The organism is Pseudomonas sp. PAMC 25886 (assembly GCF_000242655.1).
Lineage (GTDB): Bacteria > Pseudomonadota > Gammaproteobacteria > Pseudomonadales > Pseudomonadaceae > Aquipseudomonas.
Window position 1 is genome coordinate 171,832 of the sequence record NZ_AHHC01000007.1, and the last position, 18,748, is coordinate 190,579.

At 61.0% G+C, this 18,748-nt stretch carries 18 protein-coding genes; all 18 read left to right on the top strand.

Annotation, left to right across the window (positions count from 1 at the left end):
• The first annotated feature begins 262 nt into the window (after positions 1-262).
• The 18 genes from MUM_RS0101085 to MUM_RS0101170 all read left to right on the top strand — a co-directional run bounded on the left by MUM_RS0101085 (position 263) and on the right by MUM_RS0101170 (position 18,348).
• Entirely contained in the window at positions 263-1,192 is a 930-nt protein-coding gene (locus MUM_RS0101085; protein ID WP_003214601.1) for a ketoacyl-ACP synthase III, read from the top strand.
• A 266-nt stretch (positions 1,193-1,458) separates the two neighbouring features.
• On the top strand, positions 1,459-2,919 hold the full coding sequence (locus MUM_RS0101090) for a flagellin N-terminal helical domain-containing protein (protein ID WP_010166033.1): 1,461 nt from the start codon (positions 1,459-1,461) through the stop codon (positions 2,917-2,919).
• 74 nt (positions 2,920-2,993) lie between these two features.
• Entirely contained in the window at positions 2,994-3,356 is a 363-nt protein-coding gene (locus tag MUM_RS0101095) for a flagellar protein FlaG (protein WP_010166035.1), read from the top strand.
• Between the two features lie 80 nt (positions 3,357-3,436).
• Positions 3,437-4,816 carry a flagellar filament capping protein FliD gene (fliD, locus tag MUM_RS0101100; protein ID WP_029615724.1) on the top strand — a complete coding sequence of 460 codons (1,380 nt, stop codon included), beginning with the start codon at positions 3,437-3,439 and terminating at the stop codon, positions 4,814-4,816.
• A 130-nt stretch (positions 4,817-4,946) separates the two neighbouring features.
• Positions 4,947-5,342 (top strand): flagellar export chaperone FliS, encoded by a 396-nt coding sequence (gene fliS, locus MUM_RS0101105; protein WP_010166039.1) that lies wholly within the window; start codon positions 4,947-4,949, stop codon positions 5,340-5,342.
• 24 nt (positions 5,343-5,366) lie between these two features.
• The gene (locus MUM_RS0101110) at positions 5,367-5,663 is read left to right on the top strand and encodes a hypothetical protein (RefSeq protein ID WP_010166041.1); all 297 of its coding nucleotides are present in this window, start codon (positions 5,367-5,369) and stop codon (positions 5,661-5,663) included.
• 171 nt (positions 5,664-5,834) lie between these two features.
• Positions 5,835-7,310, top strand: coding sequence for a sigma-54 dependent transcriptional regulator (locus MUM_RS0101115; protein ID WP_010166043.1), 1,476 nt, complete (start codon positions 5,835-5,837; stop codon positions 7,308-7,310).
• A 110-nt stretch (positions 7,311-7,420) separates the two neighbouring features.
• Positions 7,421-8,632 carry a sensor histidine kinase gene (locus tag MUM_RS0101120; RefSeq protein WP_010166045.1) on the top strand — a complete coding sequence of 404 codons (1,212 nt, stop codon included), beginning with the start codon at positions 7,421-7,423 and terminating at the stop codon, positions 8,630-8,632.
• Positions 8,633-8,638: 6 nt separating this feature from the next.
• On the top strand, positions 8,639-10,021 hold the full coding sequence (locus MUM_RS0101125) for a sigma-54-dependent transcriptional regulator (protein ID WP_010166047.1): 1,383 nt from the start codon (positions 8,639-8,641) through the stop codon (positions 10,019-10,021).
• A gap of 129 nt (positions 10,022-10,150) precedes the next feature.
• The gene (fliE, locus tag MUM_RS0101130; RefSeq protein ID WP_010166049.1) at positions 10,151-10,483 is read left to right on the top strand and encodes a flagellar hook-basal body complex protein FliE; all 333 of its coding nucleotides are present in this window, start codon (positions 10,151-10,153) and stop codon (positions 10,481-10,483) included.
• A gap of 14 nt (positions 10,484-10,497) precedes the next feature.
• Positions 10,498-12,273: a flagellar basal-body MS-ring/collar protein FliF gene (fliF, locus tag MUM_RS0101135; protein WP_010166051.1), complete on the top strand. Its 1,776-nt coding sequence runs from the start codon at positions 10,498-10,500 to the stop codon at positions 12,271-12,273.
• Positions 12,266-13,285, top strand: coding sequence for a flagellar motor switch protein FliG (gene fliG, locus MUM_RS0101140; RefSeq protein WP_010166053.1), 1,020 nt, complete (start codon positions 12,266-12,268; stop codon positions 13,283-13,285). Before fliF ends, fliG begins: the two co-directional genes overlap by 8 nt.
• A 10-nt stretch (positions 13,286-13,295) precedes the next feature.
• Complete coding sequence (fliH, locus tag MUM_RS0101145; protein WP_010166055.1) at positions 13,296-14,060, top strand: flagellar assembly protein FliH; 765 nt, start codon at positions 13,296-13,298, stop codon at positions 14,058-14,060.
• Positions 14,050-15,408 (top strand): flagellar protein export ATPase FliI, encoded by a 1,359-nt coding sequence (gene fliI, locus MUM_RS0101150; protein ID WP_010166057.1) that lies wholly within the window; start codon positions 14,050-14,052, stop codon positions 15,406-15,408. The genes fliH and fliI overlap by 11 nt, the downstream gene beginning before the upstream one ends.
• A 3-nt stretch (positions 15,409-15,411) precedes the next feature.
• A complete protein-coding gene (gene fliJ, locus MUM_RS0101155; RefSeq protein WP_008434833.1) occupies positions 15,412-15,861 on the top strand; it encodes a flagellar export protein FliJ in 450 nt (149 codons plus the stop codon).
• 88 nt (positions 15,862-15,949) lie between these two features.
• Positions 15,950-16,255 carry an STAS domain-containing protein gene (locus MUM_RS0101160; protein WP_010166062.1) on the top strand — a complete coding sequence of 102 codons (306 nt, stop codon included), beginning with the start codon at positions 15,950-15,952 and terminating at the stop codon, positions 16,253-16,255.
• Positions 16,252-17,970, top strand: coding sequence for an ATP-binding SpoIIE family protein phosphatase (locus tag MUM_RS0101165; protein WP_010166065.1), 1,719 nt, complete (start codon positions 16,252-16,254; stop codon positions 17,968-17,970). The genes MUM_RS0101160 and MUM_RS0101165 overlap by 4 nt, the downstream gene beginning before the upstream one ends.
• 30 nt (positions 17,971-18,000) lie before the next feature.
• Positions 18,001-18,348, top strand: coding sequence for an Hpt domain-containing protein (locus MUM_RS0101170; protein ID WP_010166067.1), 348 nt, complete (start codon positions 18,001-18,003; stop codon positions 18,346-18,348).
• The last annotated feature ends 400 nt before the right edge of the window (positions 18,349-18,748 follow it).

An 18,748-nucleotide genomic window follows, 5' to 3' on the forward strand; every position in this document is an offset into this window, starting at 1 on the left:
TGGGCCGTTGTTGTTTTTGGGGTTTGTATGTCCCCGTGTTTCGCATAAAGCGCAGAAAATTGAGTGACCTGTGAGTCATAAAGCGCATCTTCACTGTATCGTGTGAAAAGGATAGGTCGTCGCCAGGTCTCTGCGAGGGCCTGCCGCCAGGGTACAAAGGCGGTTTTCGGCGAGTTTTTTGCGGGGTTATCCCCATTATTGTCAGCACCCGGCGACGTGTTTCGCGGGGTGTTCTCCAGCTATTTAGTATTGGGAAGCCACAATGATTGGCATAAAAAGCATCGCCAGTTACGTGCCGGCAGACGGGATTGATAACTACGCCCAGGGTGCCAAATTCGCCAAGGATGAAGAATTCATCATTGGCAAGATCGGTTCGGCGTTCCTGCCGCGCAAGGATGCCGCGCAGGAAACTTCCGATCTGTGCGTGGAGGCGGTCAACGCCTTGTTTGCCAACAACCCCGATTTGAAGCGCGAATCCATTGACGCGCTGATCGTCGTCACCCAGAACGGCGACGAAGAGGGTTTGCCTCACACCGCGGCCATCGTCCAGGACAAATTGGGCCTGCCGACGCACGTGGCGGCCTTTGACATTTCCCTGGGCTGCTCGGGCTACGTCTACGGCATCTATGCGATGAAGGGCTTCATGGAAGCCACTGGCCTGAAAAACGGCCTGTTGGTGACTGCCGACCCGTACTCCAAGATCGTCGACCCGGAAGACCGCAACACCACCATGCTGTTCGGCGATGCTGCGACCGCCACCTGGATGGGTGAAGACGCGCCCTGGCAGTTGGGCAAGTCCAAGTTCGGCACTGACGGTTCCGGTGCACCGCACCTGAAGGTCAGCGACGGCGTGTTCTTCATGAACGGCCGCCAGGTGTTCAACTTCGCCTTGCTCAAGGTGCCGGCGCATTTGCACGAGCTGCTCAACGAATCGGACCTCAAGGCTGACGAGATCGATGCGTTCTGCATCCACCAGGGCAGTGCGGCGATTGTCGACGCCGTGGCCCGGCGTTTCGAAGACGCGCCGGTGGACAAGTTCATCAAGGACATGGTCGAGACCGGCAATACCGTGTCCTCGAGCATTCCGCTGCTGCTGGAAAAGCACATGCTCGACTCCACCTGGAAGCGCGTCGCCATCAGTGGTTTTGGTGTGGGGCTGTCCTGGGGTTCGGCGATTTTGCACCGCCCTTGATGGCTTAAAGGCGCTGCACAAAAAAACGCCCATGATCGAAAGATCATGGGCGTTTTTTATTTGGCGCCAGAAAGCCAACAATTGCTGGGGTTTGGGCTATCGTAAATGCTTGAATTAAAAGGGGTGGCACGGCGCCAGTAAAAAAAATCAAAAAAGTCCTCAAGCAACCTGCTTTCACGACGATAACTATTACGAAGGTTCTCTAGGCCACACCCGGCGGTTGCCAGGGCCGGAAGCCGCAGTACACCACCCACGAGGATTTCGTCATGGCATTAACAGTAAACACCAACCTTGCTTCGTTGACCGTTCAGAACAACCTGAACAAGGCTTCCAGCGCCCTGCAAACTTCCATGCAGCGCCTGTCCTCCGGCCTGCGTATCAACAGCGCCAAAGACGATGCGGCCGGCCTGCAAATCGCTGGTCGTCTGACCAGCCAGATCAACGGCCTGGGCGTTGCCATCAAGAACGCCGGTGACGGTAACTCCATCGCGCAAACTGCTGAAGGCGCGATGCAGCAATCCACCAACATCCTGCAGACCATGCGTTCCCTGGCTCTGTCGTCCGCTAACGGCTCGCTCAGCGCTGACGACCGTAAGTCGAACCAGGCTCAGTACGCGGCTCTGACTTCTGAATTGACCCGTATCGCTTCTACCACCACTTTCGGTGGTCGTAACCTGCTGGACGGTTCTTTCGGTACTACCGCTTTCCAAGTGGGCGCCAACGCCAACCAGACCATCAACATGAGCCTGGGCAACGTATCGGCTAACAACATTGGTTCGCAGCAGCTGCTGTCTTCTGCCCAAACACCTACGGCTACCGGTATTGCAGCCGGTACCATCAGTGTGACCGGTGGCGGCCAGACCTCTGCTTCGCTGGCCATCGCAGATGGTGCTTCGGCCAAGGATATCGCTGCCCAACTGAACGGCGCAGTCGGCGGCCTGCAGGCCTCCGCCAGTACTGAACTTAAGTTCACTGTACCTGCCAGCTTCCCGGCTGCTACTCCAAACGGTAAGTTCGACCTGACAGTCGGTAGCGGTCCTAGCGCCACTACTGTTTCGTTCACCGGTATCACCAGCGCTGCTGACCTGGCAGGCCAACTGAACTCCAACGCTGCCAAGCTGGGCATCAGCGTTAACTTCGATCAGTCGACCAATTCCCTGTCGATCAAATCCGACTCGGGTGAGAACTTCACCTTCGCTAACGCTGATGCCGGCGGCCAGTTGATGAGCATCGCCACCAAAGGCGGCGACGGCAAGTTCAACGCTACTCCTACCAGCCTGGCCGCAACTACCCTCATTGCTACCGGCGCTATCTCGTTGAACTCCAGCTCCAGCTACTCGCTGACTGGTACCGGTGGTGGTGTTGCCGGTTTGTTCGCCGCAACCGGCACCAACGCTGTCAACTCGGCTAAAGTCGTTGTCAGCAACACTGATGTGACCACCGCTGCCAACGCACAGAGCGCGGTAGACGTGCTGACCCAAGCACTGTCCACCATCGACTCCCAGCGTGCTGACCTCGGTGCTGTACAAAACCGTTTCGACAACACCATCGCCAACCTGCAGAGCATCTCGGATAACTCCACCGCTGCCCGTGGCGTGATCCAGGACGTTGACTTCGCCGCTGAAACTGCTCAGCTGACCAAGCAACAAACCCTGCAACAGGCTTCGACTGCGATCCTGTCCCAGGCGAACCAACTGCCATCCGCTGTACTGAAGCTGCTTCAGTAATCCCGGCGCTTGGTAACTGACGGAAGGGCGCGTTTACGTGCCCTTTTGTCTTTTGTCTAATGAGGTGATTGGTCATGGACATGAGCGTCAAACTGAACCTGTCTTACCCTGCGGCAGCGCCACAGAATGCACCTGCTCCTGTCAGTGCCGATCCGCAGAAGCCCAAGGTGGACGCCGTTGTTGGCGCGAAAGATGCCCAGCAGCAGCCAGCGAGCCACACCGATTTGAAAAAAGCGGTCAACGACATAAACGAATTCATCCAGGCTGCCCAGCGCAAACTGGATTTTTCCATTGATGACTCCACCCACCAGGTTGTGGTCAAGGTCATTGCGACCGAAAGCGGTGAGGTCATTCGCCAGATTCCGTCGGAATTGGCCCTGAAACTCGCCCAGAGCCTTCATGACGCCAGCAGCTTGCTGTTTGACGCCAAGGTCTAAACTGGCATGAACTTTGTTGCGAAAACTGCCTAGAGCGTGATTCGTCAATAAAGCATCAGCCCCGGATTAGGAGAAAGACGATGACAGTCGTAGCAGGTCTAACGGTCAACGGCCCGGGTACGGGCATCGACGTTCAGGGTCTTGTTAAGTCGTTGGTGGGGGCGCAAACCGCACCCAAGCAAGCGCAGATCGACAGCCAGACCAAAACATCCACTGCGCAACTGACCTCAATCGGTAAGATCCAGGCGGCCCTGGACGCGTTCCGGGGCGCGCTGGACACCATGACCAAGACCGTTAACTTCAGCGGCTTGAGTTCGACGCTTTCGAACGACAAGCTCGCGACGGTCACGTTGGGCCCAGGTGCCGCCGCCGGCAATTTTACGCTGGGTGTCACCCAATTGGCCACGGCGTCAAAGGTCTCCACGGCAGTAATTCCTGGCGGGCCGACCGCCGTTGTCAATTCCGGGGTCTCGGCGACGGTGTTTACAGTCTCCCAGTCCGGCAAGAATTACAGTGTCAGTGTGCCACCGGGCGGAACCCTGCAGCAGGTGCGCGATTCGCTCAACTCGCAGTACGGCAACGCGGGCTTGAGTGCCAACATCCTGACTGACTCCAACGGTTCGCGGTTGGTGGTCACATCGTCGACGACCGGTGTCGGTAGCGACATCACCTTCAAGGGTTCCTCGGGCCTGGATACGGGTGCGACGGTTGTGGGCTCGGCGCCGCAGAACGCCAAGTATAACCTTGATGGCAGCCCTCAAGAGTCCACGAGCAATACCCTGCCCAACGCAATCAGTGGTGTGAGCATTACCTTGACGGGGGGTTCGGGGACCGATGCCCCTTCGACGATAAAAGTGTCTGCGAACAGCGCAACCCTGAAGTCGGCAGTCAAAGGCTTCACAGACACCTACAGTGCGTTGGTCAAGGCTGTGAATGCCGAGACTCAGGTCACCACCAATGCCGACGGTTCCGTCACGCCAGGCCCGTTGACCGGGGACAGTTCGGTGCGCAGCATGATGGCGTCGATCCGCAACGTGATGAACTCGGTGACCGGTAGCGGCTCGTTTTCATCCCTGGCGCAGTTTGGCGTGACCACGGACCAGACAGCGGGCACCCTGAGCGTCAGTGATGTGGCGTTTGACAAGGCGGCCCTCACAAACGGCTCCGACATCAACAGCATCTTCACCGGCCCCAACGGACTGTTGGCAAGCCTGACGAATGCCACCGCCAACTTTGCGCTGAGCAAGACCGGGGTGTTCGCCGAAAAGTCCTCGACGCTGCAGGATAACCTCAGGGATTTGACCAACCAACAGACCGCCCTGAACACGCGCTCTGACGCCCTGACGGCCTCCCTGACGGTTAAGTACAACGCGATGGACTCCCTGGTTGCCCAGCTCAAGGCCCAAGGCGACAGCGTAATGACCACGCTCAACTCGCTGAACAATCCGAAGACCACCTGACGGGGGCGCGGATAAAGCCCGCCCAAGGCGCTGTGTCACAGCGCCAGGCGGGCTAAAGTTTTGTGTAACGCCGTCGACATAATAATCAGCATCCACCCTTTTTAGTTGTCGCCTGTCACGAGGTAGAAACATGAATCCCATGAGAGCCCTTCGCCAATACCAGAAGGTCAACACCCACGCCCAGATCTCCGAAGCCAGCCCGCACCGCCTGGTGCAGTTGCTGATGGAAGGCGCGCTGGATCGTATGGCGCAGGCCAAGGGTGCGATGGCTCGCGGTGATATCGCGCAGAAGGGGTTGATGCTGGGCAAGGCAGTGGACATCCTCGTCGGGTTGCGTGACGGTCTTAACCCCGAGAAGACACCGGACCCGATCGCGCTGCAGCAGTTGGATAACCTGTATGCCTTCATGAGCATGCGCCTGCTGGAAGCCAACCGTCAGAACGACGCTGCGATGATCGATGAGGTCGCAGGTCTTTTGATTACGCTCAAGGAAGGCTGGGATGGTATTGCCACAGAGGTACAGTAGGCCGCGAGGCCTGAGGACGATGTCATGAGCCAAGCATTGCAAAAAATCGACGAGACCCGTGAAGCGCTGTCCGAGGCGTTGGCTGAGCGCAACTGGAGTGCAATCGGCGAACTGGATTTGGGCTGCCGCGCGTTGATCGATGCTGCGCTCAACGAGGATTCGGCGGATGAGGCGGCCATTCGGGCAAAACTGGAAGACTTGCTTTCGGTCTACCAGCAGTTGCTTGAAGCGACAACAGGGGAGCGCCAGGCTATTTTCGAAGAGATGTCGCAGTTCAACCGAGCTAAACACGCGTCAAAGGTTTACCATATGTTCGGCTGAAGGCTCAGTTAATCCGAACACCGCGCGTCATAAATTTGACTGTGCACGATTTTTTGACTTAACTAGTGCTATTTTCAGACGTCAGAAAGCCGTAGCGCAGAAAATGCCTACAGCAATCTAGATTGCCCCAACTCGAGGGCATTAGAGTTTTACTAGGGAAGTTGCTATTGCATGTGGCGTGAAACCAAAATTCTGCTGATCGATGACGATAGCGTTCGGCGCCGCGACCTGGCGGTGATCCTGAATTTTCTTGGCGAAGAAAATCTACCCTGCGGCAGCCACGACTGGCAGCAGGCGGTCAGCTCTTTGACGTCGAGCCGTGAAGTCATTTGTGTGCTGATCGGGACGGTAAACGCTCCTGGCGCCGTTCTGGGCTTGTTAAAGACACTGTCAACCTGGGATGAGTTCCTTCCGGTGTTGCTGATGGGCGATATTTCTTCCGTGGACCTTCCGGAAGACCAGCGCCGCCGCGTGCTTTCCACCCTCGAAATGCCCCCTAGCTACAGCAAATTGCTCGACTCCCTGCACCGTGCCCAGGTCTACCGCGAGATGTACGACCAGGCCCGCGAGCGCGGCCGTCACCGCGAACCCAACCTGTTCCGCAGCCTCGTCGGCACCAGTCGTGCGATCCAGCACGTGCGCCAGATGATGCAGCAAGTGGCCGACACCGACGCCAGCGTGCTGATCCTCGGCGAGTCCGGCACCGGCAAGGAGGTGGTCGCACGCAACCTGCATTACCATTCCAAGCGCCGCGACGGGCCGTTTGTGCCGGTCAACTGCGGGGCGATCCCGGCAGAACTGCTGGAAAGCGAACTGTTCGGCCACGAGAAGGGCGCCTTTACCGGGGCGATCACCAGCCGTGCCGGGCGTTTCGAGCTGGCCAACGGCGGCACCCTGTTCCTCGACGAAATCGGCGACATGCCGCTGCCGATGCAGGTCAAGCTGCTGCGGGTCCTGCAGGAGCGCACCTTCGAGCGCGTGGGCAGCAACAAGACCCAAAGCGTCGACGTGCGCATTATTGCCGCCACCCACAAAAACCTCGAAAGCATGATCGAGGTCGGCAGCTTCCGCGAAGACCTGTACTACCGCCTCAACGTATTCCCGATCGAAATGGCGCCCCTGCGCGAGCGCGTCGAAGACATCCCGCTGCTGATGAACGAACTGATCTCGCGCATGGAACACGAAAAGCGCGGCTCGATTCGCTTCAATTCGGCGGCGATCATGTCCCTGTGCCGCCACGGCTGGCCGGGCAACGTCCGCGAGCTGGCCAACCTGGTGGAGCGCATGGCGATCATGCACCCGTACGGGGTGATCGGCGTGGTCGAGCTGCCGAAGAAATTTCGCTACGTCGACGACGAAGACGAGCAGTTGGTCGACAGCCTGCGCAGCGACCTGGAAGAGCGCGTGGCCATCAACGGCCATACGCCGGACTTCGGTTCCACCGCCATGCTGCCGCCCGAAGGCCTGGACTTGAAGGACTACCTCGGTAGCCTCGAGCAAGGCCTTATCCAGCAAGCGCTCGACGACGCCAACGGCATCGTCGCCCGCGCCGCCGAACGCCTGCGTATCCGTCGTACCACCCTGGTGGAGAAGATGCGCAAGTACGGCATGAGCCGTCGCGAAGGTGATGAACAGGCGGATGATTGACGCCTGTTTTTCAACTGACTGAAAACTAAGCCTATTTTTTTAGGCACGGGTATTGCTACAGCACTCGCAACGTTCCGTTTAACTGACGGTCAGCCAAGCGAGAGAGCATGATGCCCCACGCCGCCCAACTATCTTCGGTCCCTGACATTCAGGGGCCTGCCCCCTCCGTAGAGCAGATCAGCCGCCTTGGGCTTGAGCAGGCGTTTTCCCTGTTCAACCAGATGTCGAGCCAGTTGACTGACTCCTACAGCCTGTTGGAAGCCCGGGTTTCCGAGCTCAAAGGCGAGTTGGCGGTGGTCAGTGCCCAGCGCATGGAAGAGCTGGCCGAGAAAGAACGCCTGGCCAACCGTCTGCAAAACCTCCTCGACCTGTTGCCCGGTGGCGTGATCGTCATCGACGACCAGGGCCGCGTGCGCGAAGCCAACCCGGCAGCCTGCGACATGCTCGGCCTGCCCCTGGAGGGCGAGCTGTGGCGCGAAGTCATCACCCGCTGCTTTGCGCCGCGAGAAGACGACGGCCACGAAATCTCCCTCAAGGACGGGCGCCGCCTGTCCATCGCCACCCGTTCCCTGGATGCCGAGCCCGGCCAGTTGGTGCTGCTCAACGACCTGACCGAAACCCGTCATCTGCAAGACCAGTTGGCTCGCCATGAGCGCCTGTCGTCGCTGGGGCGGATGGTCGCTTCTCTGGCGCATCAGATTCGTACGCCATTGTCCGCCGCGCTGATCTACGCCAGTCATTTGACTGATGAGCAATTGCCGGCCGCCACCCACCAGCGTTTTGCCGGTCGCCTCAAAGAGCGCCTGCACGAGCTGGAACATCAAGTGCGCGACATGCTGGTGTTTGCCCGCGGCGAGTTGCCGCTGACCGACCGCGTCACCCCCGCCGCGTTGATGCAGTCGCTGCAAGCTGCCGCCGCGACGCATGTCCAGGAAGCTTCAGTTCGTTGGCAGTGCGACAGCCATCACGGCGAGCTGCTGTGCAACCGCGACACCCTGGTGGGCGCGCTGCTCAACCTGATCGAAAACGCGACCCAGGCCAGTGGCCCCGGGGCGCGGCTCAAAGTGCACCTGTACAACCGTGGCGACACCTTGCGCCTGAGCATCAGCGACAGTGGCAGCGGGATTGAGCCGGTGGTGCTGCAACGCCTGGGCGAGCCATTCTTCACCACCAAAACCAACGGTACTGGCCTGGGCCTGACCGTGGTCAAGGCGGTCGCCCGTGCGCATCAGGGAGAATTGCAGCTGCATTCCCGGTTGGGTCGAGGCACGTGCGCGTTGATCACGCTGCCGCTGTTTTCATGCGCCGTCAGCGCGGAGTAAAAGGTCATGGCTATCAAGGTTTTATTGGTTGAAGACGATCGCGCCCTGCGTGAAGCATTGGCTGACACGCTGCTGCTGGCGGGCCATGACTACCGGGCGGTCGGTTCGGCCGAAGAAGCCTTGGCGGCGGTCGATCAGGAGTCCTTCAGCCTGGTGGTCAGTGACGTGAACATGCCGGGCATGGATGGCCATCAATTGCTCGGCCTGTTGCGTGGGCGTCAGCCGCAGTTGCCGGTGCTGTTGATGACCGCCCACGGCGCGGTGGAGCGTGCCGTCGATGCCATGCGCCAGGGCGCCGCGGATTACCTGGTCAAACCCTTCGAACCAAAAGCTTTGATCGAGCTGGTCGCCCGGCACGCCCTTGGCACCCTCGGCGCCGCCGAGGGTGAAGGTCCGATTGCCTTCGAGCCGGCCAGTGCGCAATTGCTGGAACTGGCCGCCCGCGTGGCCCGCAGCGACTCCACCGTGCTGATCTCCGGTGAGTCCGGCACCGGCAAGGAAGTGCTGGCGCGCTACATTCACCAGCAATCCCATCGCGCCAGCCAGCCGTTCATTGCGATCAACTGCGCGGCCATCCCCGACAACATGCTCGAAGCCACCTTGTTCGGCCATGAGAAAGGTTCGTTCACCGGCGCCATCGCGGCGCAGGCCGGCAAGTTCGAACAGGCGGACGGCGGCACGATCCTGCTCGACGAAATCTCCGAAATGCCCCTGGGCCTGCAAGCCAAGTTGCTGCGGGTATTGCAGGAGCGCGAAGTGGAGCGGGTGGGGGCGCGCAAGCCGATCCAGCTGGACATCCGCGTGGTTGCCACCACCAACCGCGACCTGGCGGGCGAAGTGGCGGCGGGGCGCTTCCGTGAGGATTTGTTCTACCGGCTCTCGGTGTTCCCGTTGGCCTGGCGCCCGTTGCGCGAGCGTCCGGCAGACATCATCCCGCTGGCAGAGCGCTTGCTGAGCAAGCACGTCAATAAAATGAAGCATGCCCAGGCGCGCCTGTCGGCCGACGCCCAGGCCTGCCTGATCAGCTACCCATGGCCCGGCAACGTGCGGGAATTGGACAATGCGATCCAGCGTGCGTTGATTTTACAGCAGGGAGGCCTGATCCAGCCCCAGGATTTCTGCCTGGCCATGGGTACGGGCGCTGCGCCCTTGCCGACGCTGGCGCTTGCGCCGCTGATTGAAGCCGCGTCTGCCGAGTCGGCCGGTGCCTTGGGCGACGACCTGCGCCGCCGCGAATTCCAGATGATCATCGACACCCTGCGCTCCGAGCGCGGCCGCCGCAAAGAGGCCGCCGAGCGCCTGGGCATCAGCCCGCGCACCTTGCGCTACAAGCTGGCACAGATGCGCGATGCCGGGATGGACGTGGAAGCCTACCTCTACGCCACTTGAGAATTCTCGAAGCCGACAGGGTTAGTCGCCTTTTCTTACGAATTGCCACGGAGCTGGCACCCTTGTTGCTACCACCCCAGTAACCGTTGCGTAGTGTCAAAAAATTGCGGGTCGTCGGAGAGAACGTTCATGAGCCAAGGTGTTGAATTCAATCGGTTGATGTTGGATATGCGGTCCATGCAAATGGATGCCATGTCTCAACCGAAATCCGCCGCGCAAGCCGTACCGGAATTGGGTCAGAGCAGCTTTGCCGACATGCTCGGCCAGGCCATCAACAAGGTCAGCGATACCCAGCAGGCTTCCAATCAGTTGGCGACCGCCTTCGAGATCGGCAAAAGCGGCGTGGACCTCACCGACGTGATGGTCGCCTCGCAAAAAGCCAGCGTTTCATTCCAGGCGTTGACCCAGGTGCGCAACAAGCTGGTTCAAGCCTATCAAGACATCATGCAGATGCCGGTTTAAGGACGATTTGAGTCATGGCAGAAGCAGTCGTGGATAACGCACCCGCCAAGGCAGACGGCAAGCCGCCGCTGTTTGGCCTGTCGTTCCTGGAAAACCTCTCCGAGATGACCATGCTGCGTCAGGTGGGCCTGATGGTCGGCCTGGCTGCCAGCGTGGCGATTGGTTTTGCCGTGGTGCTGTGGTCCCAGCAACCGGATTACCGCCCGCTGTACGGCAGCCTGGCGGGCATGGATTCCAAGCAAATCATGGAAACCCTGGCGGCGGCAGATATTGCCTACACCGTCGAACCGAATTCCGGCGCCCTGTTGGTCAAGGCCGATGATGTAGCCCGTGCGCGCATGAAACTGGCGGCCGCCGGCGTGACCCCCTCCGACGCCAATATCGGCTTTGAGATCCTCGACAAGGACCAGGGCCTGGGCACCAGCCAGTTCATGGAAGCCACCCGCTACCGTCGCGGCCTGGAAGGCGAACTGGCGCGTACCATTTCCGCGTTGAACAACGTCAAGGGTGCCCGCGTGCACCTGGCAATTCCGAAAAGCTCGGTGTTTGTTCGCGACGAGCGCAAGCCCAGCGCCTCGGTACTGGTCGAACTGTTTGCTGGCCGCTCGCTGGAGCCTGGCCAGGTATTGGCGATCATCAACCTGGTGGCCACCAGCGTTCCCGAATTGAGCAAGTCGCAAATCACCGTGGTCGACCAGAAGGGCAACCTGCTGTCCGACATGGCGGAAAACTCCTCGCTGACCATGGCCGGCAAGCAGTTCGACTACAGCCGTCGTATGGAAAGCATGCTGACCCAGCGCGTGCACAACATCCTGCAACCGGTGTTGGGCAATGATCGCTACAAGGCTGAAGTGTCGGCCGATGTGGATTTCAGCGCGGTCGAATCGACTTCCGAGCAGTTCAACCCGGACCAGCCGGCCCTGCGCAGCGAGCAGTCGACCACTGAACAACGCACCGCCAGCAATGGCCCGCAAGGTGTGCCGGGTGCCCTGAGCAACCAGCCGCCAACCCCGGCTACCGCCCCGCAAACCACCGGTGGCGCTGCCGCTACCGCAGGCGCGGTGCAACCTGGCCAGCCGCTGCTGGACGCCAACGGCCAGCAGATCATGGACCCGGCCACCGGCCAGCCGATGCTGGCGCCGTACCCGGCCGACAAGCGTCAACAATCCACCAAGAACTTCGAGCTTGACCGCTCCATCAGCCACACCAAGCAGCAGCAGGGCCGGATCAATCGCCTGTCGGTGTCGGTGGTGGTGGATGATCAGGTCAAGGTCAACGCCGCTGACGGCGCCGTCACTCGTGCACCGTGGAGCGCCGATGAATTGGCGCGCTTCACCCGCCTGGTGCAGGACGCGGTGGGCTTCGATGCCAGCCGTGGCGACAGCGTCAGCGTGATCAATATGCCGTTCTCCGCCGAGCGTGGCGAAGTCATCGCCGAGGCGGCGTTCTATACTCAGCCGTGGTTCTGGGACATCGTCAAGCAAGTGCTGGGTGTGCTGTTTATCCTGGTGCTGGTGTTCGGCGTGCTGCGTCCGGTGCTCAACAACATCACCGGCCACGGCAAAAAGCAGCTTGCTTTGGCAGGCGGCGATGTCGAGTTGGGGGGCATGGGCGGTCTCGATGGCGAACTGGCCAACGACCGCGTGAGCCTTGGTGGCCCGCAAAGCATTCTGTTGCCGAGCCCGAGCGAGGGTTATGACGCTCAGTTGAACGCAATCAAGAGCCTGGTGGCCGAAGACCCGGGTCGTGTGGCCCAGGTCGTGAAAGAGTGGATTAACGCAGATGAGTGATGCTCGAGCCGCTGTAGCCAAACTCTCCCGGGTCGACAAAGCCGCCGTGCTGTTGCTGTCCCTGGGAGAAACCGACGCCGCCCAAGTGCTGCGCCACATGGGCCCCAAAGAGGTTCAACGGGTAGGCGTGGCCATGGCGCAAATGCGCAATGTGCACCGTGAGCAAGTCGAGCAGGTGATGAGCGAGTTCGTCGAGATCGTCGGCGACCAGACCAGCCTGGGCGTCGGCTCCGACAGCTACATTCGCAAGATGCTCACCTCGGCCCTGGGCGAAGACAAGGCCAACGGCCTGATCGACCGCATCCTGCTGGGTGGCAACACCAGCGGCCTCGACAGCCTGAAGTGGATGGAGCCGCGAGCCGTGGCCGATGTGATCCGCTACGAACACCCGCAGATCCAGGCGATCGTGGTGGCGTACCTCGACCCCGACCAGGCCGGTGAAGTGCTCGGCCATTTCGACCACAAGGTGCGCCTGGACATCATCCTGCGCGTCTCGTCGTTGAACACCGTGCAGCCGGCGGCCCTGAAAGAACTCAACACGATTCTCGAGAAGCAGTTCTCGGGCAATTCCAACGCTTCGCGTACCACGTTGGGCGGCATCAAGCGTGCGGCCGACATCATGAACTTCCTCGACAGCTCGGTGGAAGGCCAGTTGATGGACTCGATCCGCGAGATCGACGACAGCCTGTCGGTGCAGATCGAAGACCTCATGTTCGTGTTCAACAACCTCTCCGATGTCGACGACCGTGGCATCCAGGCGTTGCTGCGGGAAGTCTCCTCCGACGTGCTGGTGCTGGCCCTCAAAGGCTCCGACGAAGGCGTCAAGGAAAAGATCTTCAAGAACATGTCCAAGCGGGCTTCCGAACTGCTGCGCGACGACCTCGAGGCCAAGGGCCCGGTGCGCGTCAGCGACGTGGAAACCGCGCAGAAAGAAATCCTCACCATTGCCCGCCGTATGGCCGAAGCCGGAGAAATCGTTCTCGGTGGGAAGGGCGGCGAAGAAATGATTTAAGGCGCCGCGCATGTCGAACAAAGATGAGACGCCCAGCGATCTGATTCGCGCACGGGACGTCGGAGGGTTCGACGTCTGGTCGCTGCCCAGTTTCGACCCGCATCGCCCGGAGCCTGAGCCGGAACCGGTAGAAGAGCCGCCGGCCGAGATGGAAGAAGTGCCGCTGGAAGAAGTCCAGCCACTGACCCTGGAAGAGCTGGAAAGCATTCGCCAGGAAGCCTACAACGAGGGCTTTTCCACCGGTGAGAAAGACGGCTTTCGCAGCACCACCCTCAAGGTCCGCCAGGAAGCCGAGGCGGCGCTGAGCGTCAAGCTCGCCAGCCTGGAAACCCTGATGGGCAGCCTGTTCGATCCGATTGCCGAGCAGGACTCACAGATCGAAAAAGCCATGGTTGGCCTGGTGGAACACATCGCTCGCCAGGTGATTCAGCGCGAGCTGGCGCTGGACTCCACGCAAATCGAAAGCGTGATGCGCGAAGCCCTCAAGCTGCTGCCCCTGGGCGTCGGCAATGTGCGGTTGTACATCAACCCGCAGGATTTCGAACAGGTCAAAGCCCTGCGCGAGCGCCATGAAGAAACCTGGCGCATCGTCGAAGACGCCGCGCTGCTGCCCGGCGGTTGCCGGGTGGAGACCGAACACAGCCGCATCGACGCCACGATCGAGACGCGCATCAGTCAGATCATGGCCAAGCTGTTTGACCAGTTGCACGAGCAGGCACTGCACCCCGCCGAGCCTGACTTGAGCGTTGAGCTGGACACCCCCGATGCGCCTTGATCGCACCAGCTTCGCCAAACGCCTGGGGGGCTATGCCGACGTCACCGAGTTGCCGGGCCAGCCGATCCTGGAGGGCCGCCTGCTGCGCATGGTCGGCCTGACCCTGGAAGCGGAAGGCCTGCGCGCCGCCATGGGCAGCCGCTGCATGGTGATCAACGACGACAGCTACCACCCGGTGCAGGTTGAAGCCGAAGTGATGGGTTTTTCCGGCAGCAAAGTATTCCTGATGCCGGTTGGCAGCGTTGCCGGTATTGCCCCCGGCGCCCGCGTGGTGCCGCTGGCTGATACGGGCCGCCTGCCGATGGGCATGAGCATGCTCGGTCGCGTACTCGACGGCGCCGGCCGCGCCCTCGACGGCAAGGGCGGGATGAAGGCGGAAGACTGGGTGCCCATGGACGGCCCGACCATCAACCCGCTCAAGCGTAACCCCATCAGCGTGCCGCTGGACGTGGGCATTCGCAGCATCAACGGTTTATTGACGGTGGGCCGTGGCCAGCGCCTGGGCCTGTTCGCCGGTACCGGCGTGGGTAAGTCGGTGTTGCTGGGCATGATGACGCGCTTCACCGAGGCCGACATCATCGTGGTAGGGCTGATCGGCGAGCGGGGCCGCGAGGTGAAGGAATTCATCGAGCACAGCCTGGGCGAAGAAGGCCTCAAGCGTTCCGTCGTGGTCGCCTCGCCGGCGGACGACGCGCCGCTGATGCGCCTGCGCGCCGCGATGTACTGCACACGCATCGCCGAATATTTTCGCGACAAGGGCAAGAACGTCCTGTTGCTGATGGACTCCCTGACCCGTTTCGCCCAGGCCCAGCGGGAAATCGCCCTGGCCATCGGCGAGCCGCCGGCCACCAAGGGTTATCCGCCGTCGGTGTTCGCCAAGCTGCCCAAGCTGGTGGAGCGCGCCGGTAACTCCGAGGCCGGTGGCGGTTCGATCACCGCGTTCTACACCGTGCTGTCCGAAGGCGATGACCAGCAGGACCCGATTGCCGACTCGGCACGGGGCGTGCTCGACGGGCACATCGTGCTGTCCCGGCGCTTGGCCGAGGAAGGGCACTACCCGGCCATCGACATCGAAGCCTCCATCAGCCGGGTGATGCCGTCGGTGGTCACACCCGAGCACATGATGCGCGCGCAGCAGTTCAAGCAACTCTGGTCGCGCTATCAACAGAGCCGCGACCTGATCAGCGTGGGCGCCTACGTGGCCGGTGGTGATCGCGAGACCGACCTGGCGATTGCCCTGCAACCGCAACTGGTGACCTACCTGCGCCAGGGCCTCAACGACAAGATCAGCATGGGTGAAAGCGAGGCGCACCTGGGCACCATATTCGCGCCGGCGCCAGGCGGATAACCCATGGCCAACACGCGTGCCGCGCGCCTTGCCCCAGTGGTGGACATGGCCGAAAAAGCCGAAAAGACCGCCGTCCAGCGCCTGGGGTACTTCCAGGGCCAGGTTCGCCTGGCGGAAAGCAAACTGGGCGACCTGGAGCGCTTTCGCGGCGAGTATCAGCAACAGTGGATCGAGCGCGGCAGCAAGGGCGTGTCCGGGCAATGGCTGATGGGGTACCAGGGCTTTCTCAATCAACTGGAAACCGCTGTCGGCCAGCAACGCCAGAGCCTGGCGTGGCACCAGGCCAACGTCGACAAGGCCCGCGACAGTTGGCAACAGGCCTACGCCCGGGTCGAAGGCCTGCGCAAGCTGGTGCAGCGCTACATCGACGAAGCCCGTGCGCTGGAAGACAAACGCGAGCAGAAATTGCTCGATGAGCTGTCCCAACGTCTTCCCCGCCAAAACCCCTATTAACCACGCCGCCGCTGCTGCATGGATTTGCCCACTTCCCCATCACCTGCTAAACCTTGTTGCACATTGCCAATGACAAGGAAGCAGTCGTATGTCAGTCGAATCAGAAGTGTCCCTGGACGGGACGAAGTTGACGATCACCGTCAGGGGGCGATTCGATTTCGGTAGCCACCAGGCCTTTCGTGATGCCTACGAGCGGTTCTACAAGGTGCCCGAGATCTACGTGGTGGACTTGAAGGAAACCACCTACATGGACAGCTCGGCCCTGGGCATGCTCCTGCTGTTGCGTGACCATGCCGGAGGCGACAATGCCGAAGTGCAGGTGGTCAACAGCAACTCCGACGTGCGCAAGATCCTCGCCATTTCCAACTTCGACAAACTGTTCGACCTCACTTGAGCGTCCTGGCCCCGGTCCTTGAGGCGCTGACGGTGTTGATCGCCGAAGACAGCGCCGCTGACCTGTTGTTGCTGTCGACCATCGTGCGCCGCCAGGGGCACCAGGTGATCACCGCCAGCAACGGCGAGGAAGCGGTGCAAGTGTTCATCCGCGAGCGGCCGCAGTTGGTGTTGATGGACGCACTGATGCCGGTCATGGATGGCTTTGAGGCGGCCCGGCAGATCAAGCACCTGGCGGGGGAAGCGCTGGTGCCGATCATCTTCCTCACCTCCCTGCGCGAGAGCGAAGCCCTGGCCCAGTGCCTGGATGCGGGCGGTGATGACTTCCTGGCCAAACCCTATAACCAGGTGATCCTGGCGGCGAAGATCAACGCCATGGACCGCCTGCGCCGCTTGCAGGCCACGGTATTACAGCAGCGCGACCTGATCGCCCGGCACAACGACCATCTGTTGCAGGAACAGCGGGTGGCCAAGGCGGTGTTCGACAAGGTCGCCCACTCCGGCTGTATCAACGCCGCGCCGAATATTCGCTACGTGCAATCGCCCTACGCGCTGTTCAACGGCGATTTACTGTTGGCCGCCTATACGCCGTCGGGTGACATGCATGTGCTGCTGGGGGATTTCACCGGCCACGGTTTGCCCGCCGCGGTCGGCGCCATGCCCCTGGCGGAAGTGTTCTACGGCATGACCGCCAAGGGTTACGGCCTGGCGCAGACGTTGCGGGAGATGAACGCCAAGCTCAAGCGCATCTTGCCGGTGGACATGTTCTGTTGCGCCACCCTGCTGTGCCTCAGTGCCCAGCGGCGGGTGGTGGAAGTGTGGAACGGCGGCATGCCCGAGGGCTACGTGCATGAAATCGCCACCGGCAAGCGCACGCCGCTGCTGTCTCGGCATTTGCCGCTGGGCATATTGGCGGCCGAGGCGTTTGATGACCGCACTGAAGTCTGGCCGATGGCGCTGGGTGACCGGGTGTTCTTGTTGTCGGATGGCGTGCTGGACACCGCCGATGCCCACGAGCAATTGTTTGGCGCCGAGCGTTTGCAGCAGGTGTTTGCGGCCAATCGCGAGCCCGACCGGTTGTTCGAGGAGATCGAGCAGGCCCTGGCGGGTTTTCGCGGTGAAGTGCGCGATGACATCAGCATGGTGGAAATCAGCCTGCAGGCGGGGGAGGTGTTGCGCTCGCCGTCGGTGATGTATTCCGACAGCGGCCAGTCGTCGCCGCTGGATTGGTCGGTCAGCTTTGAATTTCGTGCCGAGACGCTCAAGTCCTACAACCCTTTGCCGTATTTGCTGCAACTGCTGTTGGAGATTCATGGGCTGCGCGAGCAGAGCGGTGCGTTGTACACGGTGATGGCTGAGTTGTATTCCAATGCCCTGGAGCATGGCGTGCTGGGGCTGGATTCGCGGCTGAAGCGGGATGCCCAGGGGTTTGCGGCGTATTACCGGGAGCGTAATGAGCGGCTGGCGCAGGTGAACAGCGGGTATGTGCGGGTGCACCTGAATGTGGTGCCGGCCGGGGAGGGCGGTTGCCTGACCTTGCGGATCGAGGACAGTGGGCCGGGGTTTGATGTGGAGAAGGTGCTGGCCAGGCCGCTGGATGTTGACCGTCTGTCTGGTCGGGGGTTGAGCCTGGTACGTCAGTTGAGCAGCGATGTAGGCTGGACTGACGGCGGGCGGTGTGTGTGCGTGGAGTTTTCATGGAAGGCTCTGGCATAATCCGCCGATTCTTGATCAAGGAGCGAACAAGTGGCAGAGATTCATCTGGACCCCGATGTGCTGACCGGCTTGCAGGAGGTCATGGAGGGCGAGTATCCGAAGCTGCTCGACACGTTTCTCGATGACTCGCAGAAGCGGGTAGAGGCGCTGCGCCGGGCGCGGGATGATGCCAAGGCGTTGGGGCGGATTGCCCATAGCTTCAAGGGGAGTAGCGGTAACCTTGGGGCCGTGCGGTTGGCTGAGCTTTGTCAGTTGCTTGAGGATCGGTCGGCCAGGCCTGTGGTTGCGGATTTGGGGCGGTTGGTGGATGAAATTGACCATGAGTTCGCGTTGGTAAGGCCGTTGTATGAGCATGAGCGGGAGCGGTTTGGGCTCTGACGCTGTTGGGGTGTATATCCATTTCTTGGGTAACGGCCGCTATTGGTTCCGCTCTTACAGCGGGTCACTTTGCAAAAGCGGCAAAGTAACCAAAACGCTCTGCCCCGCCTGTCGGCCCCTCGCCTAGGCTCGGTGTTCCCTCACTCCGGCATTGCTCCGCGGGCCGCCGCGACGGCCCGTCCCTGGCCCGTCGCGGCTAAACCGGCGTCCTGCCGGTTTACCCGCTCCTCAATCCCTGCGTTCGGCCTCGGGCTTATTGGGGCAGTCAGATCAAGATCAAAAGCAAGAGCACAGCGGCCTACAGGCCGGCTTGAGTGGTAGAAGCCAGATCAAAAGCCAAAGCGAAAACCAAATCTGAAACTGATGCTGATGCAGCTCTGCTTTTCTGTGGGAGCTGGCT

Coding starts and splice junctions, on each gene's coding strand:
- MUM_RS0101095 (WP_010166035.1), top strand. CDS start 2,994: ATGGACATGAGCGTCAAACTGAACCTGTCTTACCCTGCGGCAGCGCCA.
- fliJ (WP_008434833.1), top strand. CDS start 15,412: ATGGCCAACACGCGTGCCGCGCGCCTTGCCCCAGTGGTGGACATGGCC.
- fliF (WP_010166051.1), top strand. CDS start 10,498: ATGGCAGAAGCAGTCGTGGATAACGCACCCGCCAAGGCAGACGGCAAG.
- MUM_RS0101085 (WP_003214601.1), top strand. CDS start 263: ATGATTGGCATAAAAAGCATCGCCAGTTACGTGCCGGCAGACGGGATT.
- fliG (WP_010166053.1), top strand. CDS start 12,266: ATGAGTGATGCTCGAGCCGCTGTAGCCAAACTCTCCCGGGTCGACAAA.
- fliS (WP_010166039.1), top strand. CDS start 4,947: ATGAATCCCATGAGAGCCCTTCGCCAATACCAGAAGGTCAACACCCAC.
- fliE (WP_010166049.1), top strand. CDS start 10,151: ATGAGCCAAGGTGTTGAATTCAATCGGTTGATGTTGGATATGCGGTCC.
- fliD (WP_029615724.1), top strand. CDS start 3,437: ATGACAGTCGTAGCAGGTCTAACGGTCAACGGCCCGGGTACGGGCATC.
- fliI (WP_010166057.1), top strand. CDS start 14,050: ATGCGCCTTGATCGCACCAGCTTCGCCAAACGCCTGGGGGGCTATGCC.
- MUM_RS0101125 (WP_010166047.1), top strand. CDS start 8,639: ATGGCTATCAAGGTTTTATTGGTTGAAGACGATCGCGCCCTGCGTGAA.
- fliH (WP_010166055.1), top strand. CDS start 13,296: ATGTCGAACAAAGATGAGACGCCCAGCGATCTGATTCGCGCACGGGAC.
- MUM_RS0101090 (WP_010166033.1), top strand. CDS start 1,459: ATGGCATTAACAGTAAACACCAACCTTGCTTCGTTGACCGTTCAGAAC.
- MUM_RS0101110 (WP_010166041.1), top strand. CDS start 5,367: ATGAGCCAAGCATTGCAAAAAATCGACGAGACCCGTGAAGCGCTGTCC.
- MUM_RS0101160 (WP_010166062.1), top strand. CDS start 15,950: ATGTCAGTCGAATCAGAAGTGTCCCTGGACGGGACGAAGTTGACGATC.
- MUM_RS0101120 (WP_010166045.1), top strand. CDS start 7,421: ATGCCCCACGCCGCCCAACTATCTTCGGTCCCTGACATTCAGGGGCCT.
- MUM_RS0101115 (WP_010166043.1), top strand. CDS start 5,835: ATGTGGCGTGAAACCAAAATTCTGCTGATCGATGACGATAGCGTTCGG.